The sequence below is a fragment of the Amaricoccus tamworthensis genome (assembly GCF_049800875.1).
Classification (GTDB): domain Bacteria; phylum Pseudomonadota; class Alphaproteobacteria; order Rhodobacterales; family Rhodobacteraceae; genus Amaricoccus; species Amaricoccus tamworthensis.
Map to the genome: position 1 here is coordinate 55,853 of NZ_JBNAFV010000020.1, position 17,576 is coordinate 73,428.

The following is a 17,576-nucleotide window of genomic DNA, read 5'->3' on the forward strand; positions in this document are numbered from 1 at the left end:
TGGCACCCAAGTGATTTGCCCCCGGCCGCTTTTGCCATCATAAGACGGGGAAAGCGGCCAGCAATCGCCAGAGCGGAGAACTTGGATGATAGTTGAACTCGGTCACCTGTGCCTGATCCTCGCGTTTGTGGTGGCGATCATCCAAATGGTCATACCCATGATCGGTGCGGGCAAAGGCTGGTCGGACTGGATGCGCATTGCCGTTCCAGCCGCCTCCATCCAGTTCATTCTGACCCTGTTCTCATTCGCGGCGCTTATGTACGCCTTCGTGATTTCCGATTTCACGGTGCGTCTTGTTGCCGCGAATTCCCATTCAGCCAAGCCAATGATGTACAAAATCGCGGGAACCTGGGGGAACCATGAGGGGTCCATGCTCCTGTGGATCCTGATTTTGACGCTGTTTGGAGCGATGGTGGCCTGGTGGGGGAAGAACCTCCCGCCGGAGTTGAAGGCGCGCGTACTCTCGGTACAGTCTTCCATCGCCGTTGCGTTTTTTGCATTTATCCTCTTCACCTCAAATCCGTTTGACCGCCTGGCCATGCCGCCGGCAGACGGCAACGATCTCAATCCCCTGCTTCAGGACCCCGGTCTCGCGTTCCATCCCCCGTTCCTCTATCTGGGGTATGTTGGCCTCTCCATGGCCTACTCCTTTGCCATTGCAGCCCTGATTGAGGGACGCGTTGACGCGGCCTGGGCCAGGTGGGTACGACCGTGGACGCTGCTCGCCTGGGTATTTCTGACCATCGGCATCGCCCTTGGTTCATTTTGGGCCTATTACGAACTCGGCTGGGGTGGCTGGTGGTTCTGGGATCCGGTGGAAAATGTGAGCTTCATGCCGTGGCTTTTGTCCGCCGCGCTGCTGCATTCCGCAATCGTGGTCGAAAAGCGAAATACACTAAAAAGCTGGACCATCCTGCTCGCGATCCTTGCGTTCTCCTTCAGCCTGATTGGCGCATTCATAGTCCGCTCAGGCATCATTACCTCCGTACATGCGTTCGCTAGTGATCCGGAACGCGGCGTATTTCTGCTTTGGATCCTGGGGATGTTTATCGGAGGATCACTGCTACTCTACGCCCACCGTGCGTCCGAACTGCAGTCATCCTCCGTGTTCTCGGTCGTCAGTCGGGAAAGCGGGTTGGTTGTGAACAACGTTCTGCTTGTTGTGGCTACCCTTGTCATATTTGTGGGAACCATGTGGCCGCTGGGAGCAGAGGTCCTGACGGGCCGGAAAATGTCTGTTGGAGCCCCCTTCTTCAACATGGCGTTTCCCCCGCTCATGATACTGCTCGTCGCCATACTGCCGCTCTTTGCGGTCCTTCCATGGAAACGTGGGAATCTCGGCACGGCAATGCGCCCCCTGAGCGGAGCTCTGGCGCTCTCGGTGGCGCTTGGCGCACTGGCCTGGGCACTGCAGTCCGGCAAATCCATGCTGGCGCCACTGGGCATCACTCTCGCGGCATGGCTCGTTTTGGGCGCAGCTTCGGAATTGGCAACACGCAGCAGATTGGGCAAAACAGACTTGAATGAAACCCTGCGAAGGCTCGCCAGTCTGCCCCGCTCCGACTGGGGAAAGGCAATCGCACACGCCGGACTGGGCCTGACCGTTTTTGGGATAGCCTGCATCACCGCCTGGCAGGTTGAGGACATCCGCGTTGCAAAACCGGGTGAGTCCTTTTCCGTATCCGGCTACACACTATCGCTTGAGGCGGTCGAAACCGGCGAAGGGCCGAACTACAGCTACGAGACAGCGACGATCGGTCTTTCTCAGGACGGGAACCGGATAACCACACTTAATCCCGAGAAACGTTTCTATCCCGTTCAGCGAATGCCCACGACCGAAGCCGCAATTGACCGCAGCCTGACACGGGATGTCTATGTGGCCCTCGGTGACGCCCAGGGCAACGATGGCTGGGCAGTTCGGACCTACATCAAGCCTTACGCAAACTGGATCTGGATCGGAGCACTTGTCATGGCGTTCGGCGGCGCAATCAGCCTGACGGACCGTCGTTACCGGGTTGGCGCACCAAACCGAAAACGCCCATCGGCAAATTCAGCGGTCGCGGCGGAATAAATCAAATGAGAAAAATATTTCTGATCCTCGCACTGATTTTCGTTCCGATCCCCGCTTTGGCTGTCCAGCCTGACGAGGTGTTGGATGATCCGGTTTTGGAGGAAAGAGCCCGGGACATCAGCAAACTGCTGCGCTGCGTTGTTTGTCAGTCAGAATCCATTGATGATTCCAACGCCGCCATCGCCCGCGACCTCCGGCTACTTGTGAGAGAGCGCCTCGTTGAGGGTGACACCAACCAGGAGGCCATAGACCATATCGTCGAACGCTATGGCGAATATGTCCTGTTCCTTCCGCCCTTCAATCTGGCCAACGCCATGCTCTGGCTCGCAGGACCACTCTTTCTGCTGTTGGGACTGATGATTGCTTTTTTCCATGTGCGGTCAAAATCCCGCGCAACGGGCAACGAACAGACGCCGCTTAGCGCGGAGGAACGGGAAAAACTGAAAAGCCTCACCGGGGGTTAACGCGGCGTTGCGGGTTTCGCACGGCACGAGTGCAGGCTATCGTCGACGCAGGTGGAATCCCGGAGCACGATAATGCAGTATGAGACCCTGATTTACGCCGTGGAGAACGATGTCGCGACGGTCACCATGAACCGCCCTGACATTATGAATGGGCTAAATGCGCAGATGCGGCTGGAGCTGACACACGCATTCCAGCACACCCAGGAACATGCACGGGTTATCGTCCTGACCGGAGCGGGCCGGGCCTTCTGTTCCGGTCAGGATCTTGGCGACAGGAAATCCGCTGCCGACCTGGACGTCGAGCGCACCCTGCTCGAAGAATACGAGCCGATGCTCAAGGCCATCTATGACTGCCCCATACCTACCATCGCGGCCGTTAACGGCGCCGCAGCAGGCGCGGGATGCAACCTGGCGCTTGCCGCCGACATCGTGATCGCCACGGAGAGCGCGGTTTTCATCCAGGCGTTTTCCCGCATCGGACTGATACCGGATGCGGGGGGCACCTACTGGTTGCCAAGACAGGTCGGTTTTGCCAGAGCTATGGGCGCTGTTTTGTTCGCGGAACCGGTTTCCGCCCGCCAGGCTCAGGACTGGGGCATGATCTGGGAGGCTGTTGAGGATGAACAGTTTCATGAACGCGTTCTGTCGCGCGCAAAACACCTCGCTGCCGGGCCGACCATAGCCTACCGTCTCGCAAAGGAGGCGCTCCGACAGAGCTATTCACATGACCTCGAACGGCAACTTGAGCTTGAGGCCCAACTTCAGGGCGAGGCCGGACGGACGCGGGATTTTCAGGAGGGCGTGCTCGCTTTTCTTGAAAAGCGCACGGCCCGTTTTGAAGGCCGGTAGCCGGAGGCACGATGGCCAATACCGCCCTCTCACACCGCATTTCCCGCACGCCGCTTGTATTCGACGAACGTGCCGCTTCTGAAATCTCAGACCAGTTCTCCGACCTGTCCGGACCGGTGCGGGAATTGCTGGGCGCGACCGCATCCTGTTCAGGCTACCTCGCCCGGTCGATGCAGCGCGAGGAAACCTGGCTTCGCGAGATCGTTGATGCCTCCCCGGAGGAAACTCTGGCAAACACGCTAACCTCGCTCCACGACGTTGGCGGTGACCGGATGGCGTCTAAACTGCGCATCGCCAAACGCCGGATCGCGCTGCTCGTCGCACTGGCGGACCTTTGCGGTGCGTGGAGTCTGCATGAGGTGACCGGGGCGCTCACCCAACTCGCCGACCGGGCCGTACAGTTTTCCCTGCAAACCCTCGTTGCGGCCGAAATTGAGCGTGGAAAAATTCCCAACGCCACACCAGAGGATGCCATCGAAGGCGCAGGCATGTTTGTCGTCGCGATGGGCAAAATGGGGGCCGGCGAGCTCAATTATTCCTCCGATATCGACCTGATCGTGCTGTTCGACGAAACCCGCCACGATCCGAACGATTATGCGGCTGTCCGGAAGAGCTTCATCCGTGTCACCCAGAAAATGGTCACGATGCTCTCCAAAATCTCGGGAGAGGGCTACGTGTTCAGAACGGACCTCCGTCTCAGACCGGACCCCTCGGTTACACCGGTCTGCATCGCCACGGAACCCGCCGAACATTACTACGAAAGTCTGGGGCGGACCTGGGAGAGGTCGGCTTTCATCAAGGCACGTGTCTGTGCCGGAGCAATCGACGCGGGAAATGCGTTTCTCGAAAGGCTCAAGCCGTTTGTCTGGCGTAGACACCTCGATTATGCCGCCATCCACGACGCCCATGATATGCGCAAACGCATCCGGACCCACAAAGGTCTGACCGGCCCCATCCAGATCCCTGGTCATGATGTGAAACTTGGCCAGGGCGGCATCAGGGAAATTGAGTTTTTCACCCAGACGCGGCAGTTGATTCTTGGCGGACGAGAGCCCGACTTGCGCGACCGCAGGACGTTGCCAACCCTGAATGCCTTGGCAGAGCACGGCTGGGTCGGGCGGGAAACAGTTGAGATTTTGCGCGACGCCTACGTCGAACACCGTAACCTGGAACACAGGCTGCAAATGGTGGACGACGCCCAAACCCAGACCATGCCAACCAACGTCGAGGGCCTCGACCGGATCGCCCGCTTTTCGGGGTATGGTGACACCGGGGCTTTTCAAAGGGATCTGCTTCAGCGGTTCGAGCAGGTCCACGGTCTGACTGAGGATTTCTTCGCGCCCGACCAGCCCAACCACTCGGATGCCCCGTCACCTGAAGAGGTGTTCAAGGACCCCGAGCGTGCCGTTGACATTATGACGGACTGGCAACGCTTGCCCGCTCTGCGCACATCGCGCGCGCGGTCGATATTCAATCGCCTGCAACCCGAATTCATGACCCGTATGGCGGAGGTCCAGGACCCCGACGAGGCCCTGCGGTCTCTGGACGCGTTTCTGTCGCACCTGCCCGCCGGCGTTCAGTTGTTTTCGATGATGGAGGCGAACCCTCCCCTGCTTGACCTTCTGGTGGACATATGCGGCACCACCCCGGACCTGGCACGTTACCTCGGTCGAAACCCGGCTGTCCTTGACGCCGTTCTCAGCCAGGACTTTTTCCAGCCTCTGCCTGGCGTGCGGGATTTGACGCTTGATCTCATTGAAACGCTCGACGCTCACGAGGATTACGAGACAATTCTGAACGCCGCCAGAATTTGGATGAAGGAGCACCATTTCCGGATCGGCGTTCACCTGCTGCGGGGCATTGCGGACTCCCAGGAAGCCGGTATTTCCTACTCCGCTGTTGCCGAAGCGGTCCTTGCAGCCATACTCCCCAAGGTTGAGGACGAATTTGCCAAACGGCATGGCGCACCACCCGGCGCGGGAGCAACCATCGTAGCAATGGGCAAAGCGGGAAGCCGGGAGATGACTGTCTCGTCCGATCTCGACCTCATCATGATCTATGATGCCGATGGCGAAACGGAATCCGAAGGGACGCGCCCGCTCGCGGTCCCGACATACTATGCACGCCTGACCCAGGCCGTGATCTCCGCCCTGACCGCTCAAATGGCCGACGGTATGCTTTACAAGGTCGACATGCGGCTGCGTCCATCGGGCAAACAGGGACCACTGGCCACCAGTCGGGAGGCATTCCGCAACTATCAGAAAAGCGACGCCTGGACCTGGGAGCACATGGCCCTGACCCGTGCCAGGGTACTTGCCGGTCCACCTGAACTACGGCAGCGTGTCACGGAAGCCATAGCGGAGGTCATCAAACGCCCGCATGATCCGGAAAAGGTACTGGAGGACGCCCGTGACATGCGTCGGCGTCTGTCGGAAGCACACTGGAAAGACATCACCGATCCTTGGACCTGCAAGCGTGGAAGCGGCCGCATGATGGATATTGAGCTGCTGGCCCAGTCTGGCGCACTCATTCACAACATCAGCGGCGTGAGACGGCCGTCAGCCATTTTGGATCGGTTGGGCAAACTTGGATGGCTCGCCAGGGAACAGTCCACATTCCTCCGCGACTGCCTGGAACGACTGGGAGCCATGCAGCAGGTCGCACGACTGGCCAGTGATCGAACCATCGACCCGACGACTGCAGGCCAGGGGTACGTTCGCCTAATCCTCACGCGTACCGGCGCGCCAGACGTGGACACATTACGATCGACACTGGTCGATGATGCGAGGAAATGCGCTGAAATCATCGAAACCAGGCTGGCCAAACCTTGAGCCTGCCAGTCGTTCACCATCCCGACTACAGGGTGACACTTCGACCCGGGCACGGGTTCCCCATGTCAAAGTATGCCTATCTTCGGGAAGTGCTCATATCGCGCGGTCTGCTCCCGGAAGTTGGCGGCTACTTTGCTCCAGCGCTCGCGAGTTTGACGCAGGTCGCCACCGTCCATGACACCGACTATGTCAGCCGGGTGGCCTCCAACACGCGAACTGCCGAGGAAACACGTCGAATCGGTCTTCCTGATACACCCGCCGTATCACGACGGGCCTTCCTTGCTACCGCCGGAACGCTTCTGGCCGCGAGGCTCTCCATTGAACATGCGCTGGCCTGCAACATGGCGGGCGGCTCCCACCATGCCGGTCCGGAGTCAGGCTCCGGCTATTGCGTTTTCAACGATGTCGCAGTTGCCGCCGCCATTCTTCTGAATGAGGGTCGAGCCGATCGTATACTTGTCGTCGACCTTGATGTGCATCAGGGCGACGGCACCGCTCAGATCTTCGCGGACGACCCGCGTGTATTCACCCTGTCCCTGCATGCCGAGAAAAATTTCCCCGCCCGCAAGGTCGCGTCCGACCTCGACTATCCGTTGCCCGACAACTTGAAGGACGCCGCCTATATGGAAGTACTGGAAGACGCCTTGCAACAGGCCTCGGCGGTACCTGCAGATCTCATATTCTACAATGCCGGTGTAGATCCACACGTGGACGACAGGCTGGGGCGCCTGGCCCTGACCTCGGATGGATTGCGCGCCCGCGACCGCAGGGTATTGGAATGGGCTGCCGCCCGAAACATTCCCTGCACATGCGTTTTAGGCGGAGGTTATGACCGAGATCCCTACCGCCTGGCGGTGAGGCACGCCATCCTGTTTGAGGAAGCGGCTAAGGTGTTTGAACATATCCCGGCAGGATTGGTCGACACGGCACCGACTTGACGCAGCAATATTCCCCACTTACCCAGGAAATCAGGTCGGAGGGGGCAATGCCAATGGGAAAATACGACATCAAAGCCGATCCGCGTGGCCTCATGTATGAGGCCTATCGCATGGATCTCAGTATTGAGGACGCCCGCACCATTTTCTTCGACTGGGCAATCGGCCTAAACGATGGCGCCAACCTCCACAGTATCCGTGAGCTGCTGGATATCTATGGCTTGGACCATCCGGACCACCCCATGACAACCGTCCTTCGCGAAGGTCTGGACACAAACTCAGTCAAACCCACACGACAGGGTGGCAGACGCGCGCGTCAGGCCGGAAAAGAACGGACCTGACGCGCCAGCGTTGGTTCAGGTCAAAGCCGCCAGTACCCTCGCCCAACTGCGCGCTCCTTTGTGGAAGCTTGCGAGATCATATTTCTCATTGGGCGAGTGCAGAGCGTCATCAGACTGCCCGAAACCGATCATAAGGGAATCCATCCCCAGGATTTCATGGAAGAGACCGGCAATGGGGATCGAACCACCACATCCTGCAAATACCGCAGGTTTGGGCCACTCATCCGACAACGCAGCGTGTGCTTTCGTGAACTCCGTAGCGTCAACGGGCAACACAGTCGCTTTGGCTCCGTTCTTTTCAACGAACGACGCGCTGCAGTCAGCAGGCAGGGACGCTTCCACATGGGCCTTGAACGCCGCGACCACGGCGTCCGGGTCCTGATCGCCCACCAGACGGAATGTTACCTTGGCATGAGCCTCCGCCGGTAGAACGGTCTTGAACCCCTCACCCGTGTAGCCACCCCAGATACCATTGACCTCCGCGGTTGGACGGGCCCAGGTCTGCTCAAGCGCGGTATAGCCGGTCTCGCCTGCGGGGACGCTCAGACCAACCTCGCCCAGAAAATCCTCCGTGCTGAAGTTGAGACCATCCCACTGGGCTTTCACTTCATCCGGGATATCATGAACACCGTCATAGAACCCGTCGAGAGTAACGCGGCCATCGTCGTCATGCATGTCTGACAGGATCCGGTTGAGCACGCGTATCGGATTGATCGCCGCCCCGCCGTACATACCGGAATGCAAATCGCGGTCCGCGGCATGTACCGTGACCTGAACCCCGACCATCCCGCGGAGCATCGTGGAAATCGCCGGCGTCTCACGATCCCACATTGCCGTGTCACATATCATCGCGAGATCTGCGGTCAGTTCCTCGGCGTTTTCCTTCATGAACGGCACGAGTGACGGCGACCCGGTTTCCTCCTCGCCTTCCAGAAAAATGGTCAAACGACAGGGAAGTTTTCCATTTACCGCAACCCAGGCCCGCAGCGCCTCAAGGAACGTCATCAACTGTCCCTTGTCATCATTCGCCCCACGGGCGGAAATGACCTTGCCGTTGGGAGTGTCCTTCAGAACCGGCTCAAAGGGCGGGCTGTCCCACAGGTTCAGGGGATCGACCGGCTGGACATCATAATGACCGTAGAAAAGGAAGTGGGGACCACCCTCTCCCCCGTGGGCAACCACCATGGGATGGCCCGGGGTGTCACGACGTTCCGCCTCGAAACCGAGCGATTTTAGATCGTTAACCAACCAGTCCGCCGCGGCCACACAGTGATCGGCATAGGCCGGATCGGTGGATACGCTCTGAATGCGCAGCAACTCAAAAAGCCGCTCCAACGCCGCCGGCTGATCCGCATCAATCTTCTCAAGAATGGCCTCAATGCTCATGGTTGTGTCCCCTTTCTGCACCTGCATGAGGTATCGGGAAAACCCTACCGTGGCAATCGGGCTGGCCTGCGTCACACGAGTGCGAGACCGCTCCAGATGGCCGCCGCTGTCAGCAGGTATCCCGCAATGACCAGAAAGCCGTCACGGCTCATCAGAGCGAGGCCGAACACAAAAATCCCAAGCGCGGCCGGCAGAATTCCTGCCGGGATGAGGCCAAGGACGAGGAGGCTGAGCGCCAGTATGACCACACAAACGAATATGGGAATGCGGGCCGCCTGAGACCCTGCAAGGAAGGTCAGCCTCTCGCCTGTTATCCGGTCGATCCGCCTGGCCCAAGGTTCCGCCATGTCGAGGCCGGAGTCCAGTTTGTCTTTCGGGATGTCGCGCTCCTTCAGAAAACCCGGGAGCCAAATTCCGCCGGTCTGTAGGAACGACTGCGCGACTGCAGCGAGAATCAGAAAAGCCATGACATACGGTGCGCCGGGGAGCCCACCAATGACCGGGACCAGCAACAGCAGGCCCAGGAGCGTCAACAGGACTCCTACTGAACGGTCTTCAAAGGCGTGAACGACCTTGCCGACCGTGACCTCTCCCTGCGAAGCTTCGTCCCTGAGGTCATCAATCACTGATTGAACAGGCTGCGCCTCCGCCATGTCCCGTCTCCCGTTGTGAAATCCGCTGACGGGAAGTTAACGCATGTATGTGACGTTAGGTCCGCAGTAACACGAAAACAGCGTTATCCCCGCTGTATCCAGCCACCTCCGAGGACACGGCTTCCTTCAGGTGCGTAGAACACGCAGGCCTGTCCGGGAGCGATTCCCTCCTCAGCATCCAGCAGTTCGACAGTCGCGCGGCCGCCTTGTTCCGGATGAATGCGAGCGGGTTTGGGCGGACGCGTGGAGCGTACCTTTACGCCGACCTCCCAGCCACCAGCGGGTCCGTCCTCAAACCGGTGATCTCCAAGCCAGTTCACTTCCGCGATTTTGGCCGTCCGCGACGCAAGCGCTTCCCTTGGGCCGACAATCACCCGACGTGTGTCCGGATCGAGCCGCACGACAAACAACGGCTCGGCCGTCCCACCGATACCGAGACCCCGTCTCTGGCCTACGGTGAAGCGGATAACACCCTCATGGCTCCCAAGAACGTTACCTTCGAGATCAACAATGTCGCCCGGATCAGCGGCGCCCGGGCGCAGCTTCTCAATCACGGCCGCATAGGATCCGTTAGGAACGAAACAGATGTCCTGACTGTCCGGTTTGTCCGCCACCGGCAAGCCGTAGTGAGCCGCCAGTTCGCGGGTTTCGGCTTTGGATTTCAGATGGCCGAGCGGGAAACGCAAATAGTCGAGCTGCGCCGGAGTTGTCGAAAACAGGAAATAGCTCTGGTCGCGCGCCGGGTCCGCCGCCCGATGCAATTCGGCCCCGGCAGGGCCTTCGAATCGCTGAATGTAATGGCCCGTGGCCATGCAATCCGCTTCCAAATCCTTCGCGGTTTCGAGAAGATCGCGGAATTTTACGCGCTCGTTGCACCGAATACATGGCACCGGCGTAGCTCCGGCGAGGTAGGAATCAGCGAATTCATCAATGACGCTTTCGCGGAACCGGTTCTCGTAATCCAGCACGTAATGCGGGAACCCCATGGTGTCCGCCACGCGCCGCGCGTCGGCGATGTCACGACCCGCGCAGCACGCACCCTTCTTCGCAAGCGCGGCCCCATGATCATAAAGTTGCAGAGTAATTCCAACAACATCGTAGCCTTCGTCCGCCAGTTTTGCGGCGACGACCGAACTGTCCACACCGCCTGACATGGCAACGAGAACACGGGTATCGGCAGGGGATTTCGACAGCCCCAGACTGTTTTTTTTGGCGGTCTTCAGCATGTCGCTCATCATGGAACTGATCGGAAGTTGAAACGGAATATAGTAAAATCCTCTGCAACTTCAAGGGGTTGGTTCATCGCCGTTTAAGAACCTGAGTTTAGGCCTGTCAGCGGGTGAGTAAACTTTGGGAGTACGATATGTATATTCGTCGAGAGAAAGGGCCGGTCTATGTGGTCCTTCCGGATGGGAGTAAGCTGACGAGGTCAGACCTTCCGCCGTCGAACACAAAGCGTTGGGTGGCGCGGCGCAAGGCCACGGTTGTTGCGGCCGTGGATAGCGGATTGATTGAGGCAAGTGAAGCCTGTTCAATGTACCATCTTTCCAACGAGGAACTTGATCTCTGGCGGGGGGCTGTCCAGAAACATGGTGCCGCAGCTTTGAGGGTCACGGCGCTACAAAAGTATCGACAACTTTAGGTAGAGTTGTTAACGTGTAGCAATCGTTATTCAGTCGTTAACCATTCTGTTGTTAAAGTTAACCCAAGCTTTTAGCAAAAGATTGGCAGAGACGGAGAGCTGCACATGCGTATCCTGTTGGTCGAGGACGACCCGACAACATCGAAAAGCATCGAAATGATGCTTCAAAACGCTAACCTCAATGTCTATGCGACGGATCTTGGGGAAGAGGGAATCGATCTGGCCAAGTTGTACGACTATGACCTGATCCTTCTCGACCTGAATCTGCCGGACATGAACGGACATGACGTTCTCCGGCAGCTTCGGCTGGCAAAGGTGGAAACACCGATCCTGATTCTGTCCGGTGCCGATGACACGGAAAACAAGCTCAAGGGCTTTGGTTTCGGCGCGGATGACTACATGACCAAGCCCTTCCATCGCCAGGAACTGATCGCACGCATTCATGCCATCGTTCGCCGGTCCAAGGGCCACGCGCAGTCGGTTATCACGACCGGCAAGTTCACCGTCAATCTCGACGCGAAAACCGTTGAGGTGGGTGACACGCCGGTGCACCTGACCGGCAAGGAATACCAGATGCTTGAGCTGCTTTCCCTGCGGAAGGGTACGACCCTTACCAAGGAAATGTTCCTGAACCATCTGTATGGCGGCATGGATGAGCCGGAACTCAAAATCATCGACGTCTTCATCTGTAAGCTTCGTAAGAAACTGTCGGAAGCGACAGGCGGCGAAAACTACATCGAAACCGTCTGGGGCCGCGGCTATGTCCTGCGCGATCCGGCCAGCGGTGAGGCAAAACGTAAACTGGCTGTTGGTGCCTGACGGGCGCCACGGCGACTGAAGCGCGCGCTGGACCTGCGACCAGGCGCGCGTTACCACATCTCCGATGGTTTCCGGAGACTCGCAGGACATGGCAGCAAAAATCCCCGTAGAAGATCTGACACAGGCCCAGGCCAAAGCGGAACTGGCCATGCTCGCCCGCGAGATCGGGGCTGCCAATCTGGCCTACCACCAGGCCGACGATCCCGAAATCTCCGACGCCGAATACGACCGCCTCAAGGCGCGCAATTCCGCCATCGAGGCCCGCTTCCCCGACCTGGTCCGCTCCGACAGCCCATCCCTCCAGGTGGGGGCCGCACCTTCCGAGGATTTCAGCAGAATCAAGCATTCGATTCCGATGCTCAGCCTCGCAAACGGGTTCGAGGAAGAGGACATCACGGACTTTGACGAGCGTATCCGGCGCTTCCTTAACCTGCCGGCGGGAACTTCCCTGACCTATACGGCCGAGCCGAAAATCGACGGACTCTCTCTTTCGATTCGGTATGAGAACGGAAAACTCGTTCAGGCGGCGACACGGGGCGACGGCGAAACCGGTGAAAATGTCACCGCAAACGCCAGAACGGTCGACGATATCCCGGCTACGCTGGAGGGGGCACCGGAAATCCTCGAGATCCGCGGCGAGATTTATATGAGCCATGAGGACTTCGCGGGTCTGAACGCGCGTCAGGAAGAAGCAGGCGCCAAGGTCTTCGCCAATCCCCGCAACGCCGCGGCAGGCTCCCTGCGACAACTGGACGCCAGCGTCACAAAATCCCGCCCCCTGCGCTTTTTTGCATACGCATGGGGAGAGGTATCGGAGCCGCTTGCGCAAACTCAATCCGGCGCAATAGAGCGCATGAAGGAGCTTGGTTTCCAAACCAACCCGCTCATGAAGACCTGCGTTGGTCCGGATGATCTGATTTCCCATTACAGAACAATCGAGAACGAACGCGCGCAGCTCGGCTATGACATTGACGGGGTGGTCTACAAAGTGGACGATCTTTCGCTTCAGAGTCGGCTGGGGTTTCGTTCAACAACCCCGCGTTGGGCGATTGCCCACAAGTTCTCGGCCGAGCGCGCGACCACCAAAATCGAGGCCATCGAAATCCAGGTTGGTCGCACCGGAGCTCTCGCCCCCGTCGCGCGTTTGACACCGGTAACGGTGGGCGGCGTAGTCGTCTCGAACGCCACCCTGCACAACGCCGACTACATTGCGGGACTGGACTCCAAAGGAAATCCGATACGGGACGGCCGCGACATCCGGGTTGGCGACCACGTGACCGTCTACCGTGCTGGCGACGTCATTCCCAAAATCGAGGACGTGGACGTCACACAGCGCCCCGCGGGTTCTGTTCCGTACGAATTCCCCAAAACCTGCCCGGTCTGCGGCTCGGAGGTCATTCGCGAGGAAGGTGAAGCCGTACACTACTGCACAGGCGGCCTCGTCTGCTCCGCTCAGGCGGTTGAAAAGCTCAAACACTTCGTGTCGCGAAACGCGCTCGACATCGACGGGATTGGCGCCAAGCAGGTTGAGAGCTTCTACGGCCTCGGGTGGATCAGTGAACCTGCGGACATCTTTCAACTGAGGGAACGCTACGCGGACGACCTTCTGAAGCTGGACCGCTGGGGCGAAAAATCGGTCGAAAATCTGTTCCGTGGCATTGAGGAACGCCGCACCATAGAACTAAATCGATTGATTTTTGGCCTTGGCATCCGTCACACCGGCGAACAGGCTGCACGGCTGATAGCCCGACACTACGGCTCGTGGACAGCCTTTGAAACCGCCATGGAAGCGGCCCGCGACCACGAAGGGCCGGAATGGGAGGACCTTAACGCCATCGACGGGGTCGGCCCGATCATGGCCGCCAGCCTTGTGGATTTCTTCCACGATGCGGGCAACCGGGCTGCAGTGACCCGCCTGATAGAACAGCTCGACGTGCAGGACGTTGCAGCACCATCGACAGACGGCAGTCCTATCGCCGGGAAGACAGTTGTGTTCACGGGTACTCTCGAACGAATGACCCGGGCCGAGGCCAAGGCCCGCGCGGAAACTTTGGGCGCCAAGGTGTCGGGCTCCGTCTCAGCCAAAACCGACTACGTCGTGGCCGGACCTGGTGCGGGATCCAAAGAGAAGAAAGCACGCGATTTGGGCCTGGAAGTCCTGAGCGAAGAAGAGTGGCTCAATCTTATAGGTTGATCCCCGCTGAATTCCGCACAAAATCCTCTCCATGAGCCAGCGCCCCGAAACACTGTGGCCCCTTTTTGCCGATCTCACGGTTCTTGACGGCATTGGCCCCAAAACCGCGCAAAACCTGCTGCGAATGGACGTGGAGAAACCCGCGGACTTGGTTCTGACCCTGCCGGCATCCGGCATAGACCGAACACCAGTGACCAGCATCCGGGAAGCCGTTCTGCCGGGTGTCGTGACGGTCGAAGTCGAAATTGGCATGCATCGAAAACCGCCGGCAAAAGGTCGACCCTATTTAATTTTCGTCAGGGACGCGGCGACGGAGTTTCAACTCGTTTTTTTCCATCCCCGCGGCGACTGGCTGGAGCGTACGTTTCCAGCGGGGCAGCGTCGCATTGTTTCCGGACGGGTTGAACTCTTCGATGGTCTCGCCCGGATGACACACCCGGACCACATCATGCGCCCCGGTGAGGCCGACGCACTGCCCCGTTTTGAACCGGTTTACCCGCTTACACAGGGCATCACTCAAAAAACCATGTCGCGGGCGGCAAGGTCGGCGCTTCAACGTGCACCCGATCTCAACGAATGGATTGAACCCTCGCTTAAGAAACAACGGGGATGGCCTTCGTGGCAAACCGCGCTCCTCACGGCACATGCTCCCCGAAGCGACGCGGATCTTCTCCCTTCCTCGCCAGCCAGGGAACGTCTCGCGTATGACGAACTGCTCGCCCATCAGATTACCCTCGCGCTTGCCCGCAGCCGGGTACGTCAGCAAAGAGGCGTGTCGTCCGTCGGCACGGGAACGCTCCAAAAAGCCGTACTGGCCAGCCTGCCCTACCAACCGACAGCAGCCCAGACACGTGCGGTGGCCGAGATCACTGAGGACATGGCCTCGGCCCTAAGAATGAACCGGTTGCTCCAGGGCGATGTCGGTTCGGGCAAAACGATCGTTGCTATGCTCTCGATGCTGGCTGCGGTGGAATCCGGCGGACAGGCCGCAATGATGGCACCGACCAGCATCCTCGCACGTCAGCACCTGGATGGGCTTGCTCCACTGGCCGAAGCCGCCGGGATCCGAGTCGATCTGCTGACCGGACGGGACAAGGGAAAAATGCGGGCAGACAAACTGGCTGCCCTCGCCGATGGCACGACAGATATTATGATCGGCACCCATTCCCTGTTCCAGGCGGATGTCGAGTTCCGGGACCTTCGCCTCGCGGTCGTCGACGAACAGCACCGCTTCGGCGTGCGCCAACGGATGGATCTCAGCTCCAAGGGGCAGTCTCCGGACATTCTTGTTATGACCGCCACGCCCATTCCCCGCAGTCTTTCACTGGCCCAATACGGGGATATGGACATCTCCGTTCTTGACGAGAAACCTCCCGGCCGGAAACCGGTTGAAACCGTGCTTGTTTCATCCGGCCGCACGGGGGAGGTGATATCGCGGCTGCAGAAAGCCATCGCGGAAGGCAAACAGGCCTATTGGGTCTGCCCACTTGTTCACGACACGGAGACATCCGAGTCAACGGCTGCCGAGGACCGCTTTCAAAGTCTTAAGGTTGCCTTTGATGAAGGTAGTGTCGGGCTTGTTCACGGTCAGCTCCCACCTGCCCAAAAAGACGCTGTGATGGAGGATTTCGCAGCCGGCAGGATCCGTCTTCTTGTCGCAACCACAGTGATCGAGGTTGGCGTCAATGTTCCAAATGCCTCGATCATGGTCATTGAGGCCGCCCAGTCTTTCGGTCTTTCCCAACTCCACCAGCTACGCGGACGAGTCGGACGCGGCGCGGAAAAATCGAGCTGTCTGCTGGTATACGATCCGCCCCTGGGTGAAACCGCAAATGCGCGCCTCAAAATCATGCGTGAAACAGAGGACGGTTTTGCCATCGCCGAAGAAGACCTTCGTATCCGCGGCGCGGGTGATCTGCTTGGCGTTCAGCAGTCGGGGCTTCCGCGCTTTCGGATCGCCGATCTGGAACAACAGCCAGGATTGATGCGGACCGCCCAGGACGATTCGCGATTGCTGCTTGATTCCGACCCGGAACTCACCTCCCCACGCGGCCAGGCGGCCCGGGTTCTTCTGCACCTGATGGAACATGACAAAGCGATCCAAATGCTTTCAGCGGGTTAACCCTCCATTCTTCATGTTCTATTTTTGTTCCCAAAATTTCTTGACCGACCGTTAATTCGATGCGAACATTAGTAGAACAAACTGGTTCTTCTGGGGATAAGTCGATGAAACACACAGCAATTCGCATTTTTTCCACAGACCGCGAGGCTTTCGTGAAGGAAGCTGTTGGCCTTGCGTTCCTCTGCTCCGTGATCGTTGCGGGCTTTTCCCTGCCGCTGGCCGGCTAAAGCGGTTTGCGTTTGATCTGAATCGAATTGGGATTCACAAGCCCGCCTTCGTCTGATTCACTTCTGTTTGGAGGTGGATCATGGGCAAACCTTACTCTTTGGACCTTCGGGAACGGATTTGCGCCTACGTCGCTAAGGGCAATTCGGCCCGTTCAGCGGGGCGGCTGTTCGGTGTGAGCGCAGCCACGGCGGTGCGATTGGCAGCGGAGCACCGTAAACACGGCACGGCGGTTCCCAAGCCGCAAGGTCGTACCGCCGGCCGGTTCGGCAAACTCGCCCCGCACCGGGACTTTTTGCTGGAGATCGTGCAGGCCGAACCGGACATCACGCTCAAGGAACTGGCCGCCGCCCTCGCAGAGACACATGGCGTGGAAGTACAGCTCTCCTCGCTGCACCGCGCGCTCGAACGCGCCGGACTGTCATATAAAAAAAGGACTGATCGCGGCGGAACGTGACCGACCGGCGTTGCTCCAGGCCCGCCGTGATTGGATCAAGCGCCGCCAGCCCCGTATGCGCGCGGAGCCGCACAGGCTGGTTTTTATCGATGAAACTGCCGTGAAGACGAACCTCACACGGTTGCGCGGTCGGGCCCCTGTCGGTGAGCGGCTTTATGCCGGGGCACCTTTTGGCAAATGGGGCACGCAGACCTTCATCGCAGGGCTGACGCAGGATGCCCTGATCGCACCGTGGGTGATCAAGGGAGCCATGAACGGTCCGGCCTTCGACACTTACATCGAAACCCAACTGGCCCCGGCGCTCGAACCCGGAACAGTTGTGATCCTCGACAACCTGTCCACCCACAAAAGCCCGCGTGCGGCACAAGCCCTGAAAGAGCGCGGCTGCTGGTTCTTGTTCCTGCCCGCATACAGTCCCGATCTCAATCCCATCGAAATGGCCTTCTCGAAGCTCAAAGCCCACCTGCGACGCATCGGCGCCAGAACCTTTGAAACATTGTTTCAGGCGCTCGGAGACATCTGCGATCTGTTCGACCCGCAGGAGTGCTGGAATTTCCTCAAAGCTGCAGGGTATGCCTCAGATTAAA

Annotated in this window: 15 protein-coding genes; 12 read left to right on the forward strand and 3 right to left on the reverse strand. The window is 58.9% G+C overall.

Annotation, left to right across the window (positions count from 1 at the left end; all coding sequences use genetic code 11):
* Positions 1-85: 85 nt before the first annotated feature.
* The 6 genes from ACP15P_RS20840 to ACP15P_RS20865 all read left to right on the forward strand — a co-directional run bounded on the left by ACP15P_RS20840 (position 86) and on the right by ACP15P_RS20865 (position 7,491).
* Positions 86-2,071: a heme lyase CcmF/NrfE family subunit gene (locus tag ACP15P_RS20840; protein ID WP_424930413.1), complete on the forward strand. Its 1,986-nt coding sequence runs from the start codon at positions 86-88 to the stop codon at positions 2,069-2,071.
* A gap of 5 nt (positions 2,072-2,076) precedes the next feature.
* The gene (locus ACP15P_RS20845) at positions 2,077-2,535 is read left to right on the forward strand and encodes a cytochrome c-type biogenesis protein (RefSeq protein WP_424930414.1); all 459 of its coding nucleotides are present in this window, start codon (positions 2,077-2,079) and stop codon (positions 2,533-2,535) included.
* 72 nt (positions 2,536-2,607) lie between these two features.
* A complete protein-coding gene (locus ACP15P_RS20850; RefSeq protein ID WP_424930415.1) occupies positions 2,608-3,384 on the forward strand; it encodes an enoyl-CoA hydratase-related protein in 777 nt (258 codons plus the stop codon).
* Positions 3,385-3,395: 11 nt separating this feature from the next.
* Positions 3,396-6,215 (forward strand): bifunctional [glutamine synthetase] adenylyltransferase/[glutamine synthetase]-adenylyl-L-tyrosine phosphorylase, encoded by a 2,820-nt coding sequence (locus ACP15P_RS20855; RefSeq protein ID WP_424930416.1) that lies wholly within the window; start codon positions 3,396-3,398, stop codon positions 6,213-6,215.
* Between the two features lie 62 nt (positions 6,216-6,277).
* Positions 6,278-7,153 (forward strand): histone deacetylase family protein, encoded by an 876-nt coding sequence (locus ACP15P_RS20860; protein ID WP_424930417.1) that lies wholly within the window; start codon positions 6,278-6,280, stop codon positions 7,151-7,153.
* A 47-nt stretch (positions 7,154-7,200) separates the two neighbouring features.
* Positions 7,201-7,491 carry a hypothetical protein gene (locus ACP15P_RS20865; protein ID WP_424930418.1) on the forward strand — a complete coding sequence of 97 codons (291 nt, stop codon included), beginning with the start codon at positions 7,201-7,203 and terminating at the stop codon, positions 7,489-7,491.
* A gap of 15 nt (positions 7,492-7,506) precedes the next feature.
* Here the strand turns inward: ACP15P_RS20865 and ACP15P_RS20870 are convergent, their stop codons facing one another.
* From ACP15P_RS20870 to mnmA, 3 genes are all read right to left on the reverse strand, one after another.
* Positions 7,507-8,877, reverse strand: coding sequence for a dipeptidase (locus tag ACP15P_RS20870; protein ID WP_424930419.1), 1,371 nt, complete (start codon positions 8,875-8,877; stop codon positions 7,507-7,509).
* A gap of 71 nt (positions 8,878-8,948) precedes the next feature.
* On the reverse strand, positions 8,949-9,530 hold the full coding sequence (locus ACP15P_RS20875; RefSeq protein WP_424930420.1) for an exopolysaccharide biosynthesis protein: 582 nt from the start codon (positions 9,528-9,530) through the stop codon (positions 8,949-8,951).
* Positions 9,531-9,613: 83 nt separating this feature from the next.
* Positions 9,614-10,756 carry a tRNA 2-thiouridine(34) synthase MnmA gene (gene mnmA / locus ACP15P_RS20880; RefSeq protein ID WP_424930421.1) on the reverse strand — a complete coding sequence of 381 codons (1,143 nt, stop codon included), beginning with the start codon at positions 10,754-10,756 and terminating at the stop codon, positions 9,614-9,616.
* A 137-nt stretch (positions 10,757-10,893) separates the two neighbouring features.
* On the opposite strand from mnmA, the gene sciP reads away from it, so the two are divergent.
* The 6 genes from sciP to ACP15P_RS20910 all read left to right on the forward strand — a co-directional run bounded on the left by sciP (position 10,894) and on the right by ACP15P_RS20910 (position 17,575).
* Positions 10,894-11,172, forward strand: coding sequence for a CtrA inhibitor SciP (gene sciP / locus ACP15P_RS20885; RefSeq protein ID WP_424930422.1), 279 nt, complete (start codon positions 10,894-10,896; stop codon positions 11,170-11,172).
* Positions 11,173-11,277: 105 nt separating this feature from the next.
* Positions 11,278-11,991, forward strand: coding sequence for a response regulator transcription factor CtrA (gene ctrA, locus ACP15P_RS20890; RefSeq protein WP_424930423.1), 714 nt, complete (start codon positions 11,278-11,280; stop codon positions 11,989-11,991).
* A gap of 88 nt (positions 11,992-12,079) precedes the next feature.
* On the forward strand, positions 12,080-14,185 hold the full coding sequence (gene ligA / locus ACP15P_RS20895; protein ID WP_424930424.1) for an NAD-dependent DNA ligase LigA: 2,106 nt from the start codon (positions 12,080-12,082) through the stop codon (positions 14,183-14,185).
* Between the two features lie 31 nt (positions 14,186-14,216).
* Entirely contained in the window at positions 14,217-16,307 is a 2,091-nt protein-coding gene (recG, locus tag ACP15P_RS20900) for an ATP-dependent DNA helicase RecG (protein ID WP_424930425.1), read from the forward strand.
* A 104-nt stretch (positions 16,308-16,411) separates the two neighbouring features.
* Complete coding sequence (locus ACP15P_RS20905; RefSeq protein ID WP_424930426.1) at positions 16,412-16,534, forward strand: hypothetical protein; 123 nt, start codon at positions 16,412-16,414, stop codon at positions 16,532-16,534.
* An 80-nt stretch (positions 16,535-16,614) separates the two neighbouring features.
* Positions 16,615-17,575, forward strand: a protein-coding gene (locus tag ACP15P_RS20910; RefSeq protein WP_424926437.1) for an IS630 family transposase whose coding sequence is annotated in 2 segments (ribosomal slippage) — positions 16,615-16,959 and positions 16,961-17,575 — 960 coding nt in all. Because the reading frame shifts where the segments join, the coding sequence is not laid out codon by codon here.
* Position 17,576 lies beyond the last annotated feature (1 nt).

Excerpts from the sequence above, each read along its gene's own strand:
- ACP15P_RS20840 (WP_424930413.1), top strand. The coding sequence starts at position 86 with ATGATAGTTGAACTCGGTCACCTGTGCCTGATCCTCGCGTTTGTGGTG.
- ACP15P_RS20845 (WP_424930414.1), top strand. The coding sequence starts at position 2,077 with ATGAGAAAAATATTTCTGATCCTCGCACTGATTTTCGTTCCGATCCCC.
- ACP15P_RS20850 (WP_424930415.1), top strand. The coding sequence starts at position 2,608 with ATGCAGTATGAGACCCTGATTTACGCCGTGGAGAACGATGTCGCGACG.
- ACP15P_RS20855 (WP_424930416.1), top strand. The coding sequence starts at position 3,396 with ATGGCCAATACCGCCCTCTCACACCGCATTTCCCGCACGCCGCTTGTA.
- ACP15P_RS20860 (WP_424930417.1), top strand. The coding sequence starts at position 6,278 with ATGTCAAAGTATGCCTATCTTCGGGAAGTGCTCATATCGCGCGGTCTG.
- ACP15P_RS20865 (WP_424930418.1), top strand. The coding sequence starts at position 7,201 with ATGCCAATGGGAAAATACGACATCAAAGCCGATCCGCGTGGCCTCATG.
- ACP15P_RS20870 (WP_424930419.1), bottom strand. The coding sequence starts at position 8,877 with ATGAGCATTGAGGCCATTCTTGAGAAGATTGATGCGGATCAGCCGGCG.
- ACP15P_RS20875 (WP_424930420.1), bottom strand. The coding sequence starts at position 9,530 with ATGGCGGAGGCGCAGCCTGTTCAATCAGTGATTGATGACCTCAGGGAC.
- mnmA (WP_424930421.1), bottom strand. The coding sequence starts at position 10,756 with ATGCTGAAGACCGCCAAAAAAAACAGTCTGGGGCTGTCGAAATCCCCT.
- sciP (WP_424930422.1), top strand. The coding sequence starts at position 10,894 with ATGTATATTCGTCGAGAGAAAGGGCCGGTCTATGTGGTCCTTCCGGAT.
- ctrA (WP_424930423.1), top strand. The coding sequence starts at position 11,278 with ATGCGTATCCTGTTGGTCGAGGACGACCCGACAACATCGAAAAGCATC.
- ligA (WP_424930424.1), top strand. The coding sequence starts at position 12,080 with ATGGCAGCAAAAATCCCCGTAGAAGATCTGACACAGGCCCAGGCCAAA.
- recG (WP_424930425.1), top strand. The coding sequence starts at position 14,217 with ATGAGCCAGCGCCCCGAAACACTGTGGCCCCTTTTTGCCGATCTCACG.
- ACP15P_RS20905 (WP_424930426.1), top strand. The coding sequence starts at position 16,412 with ATGAAACACACAGCAATTCGCATTTTTTCCACAGACCGCGAGGCTTTC.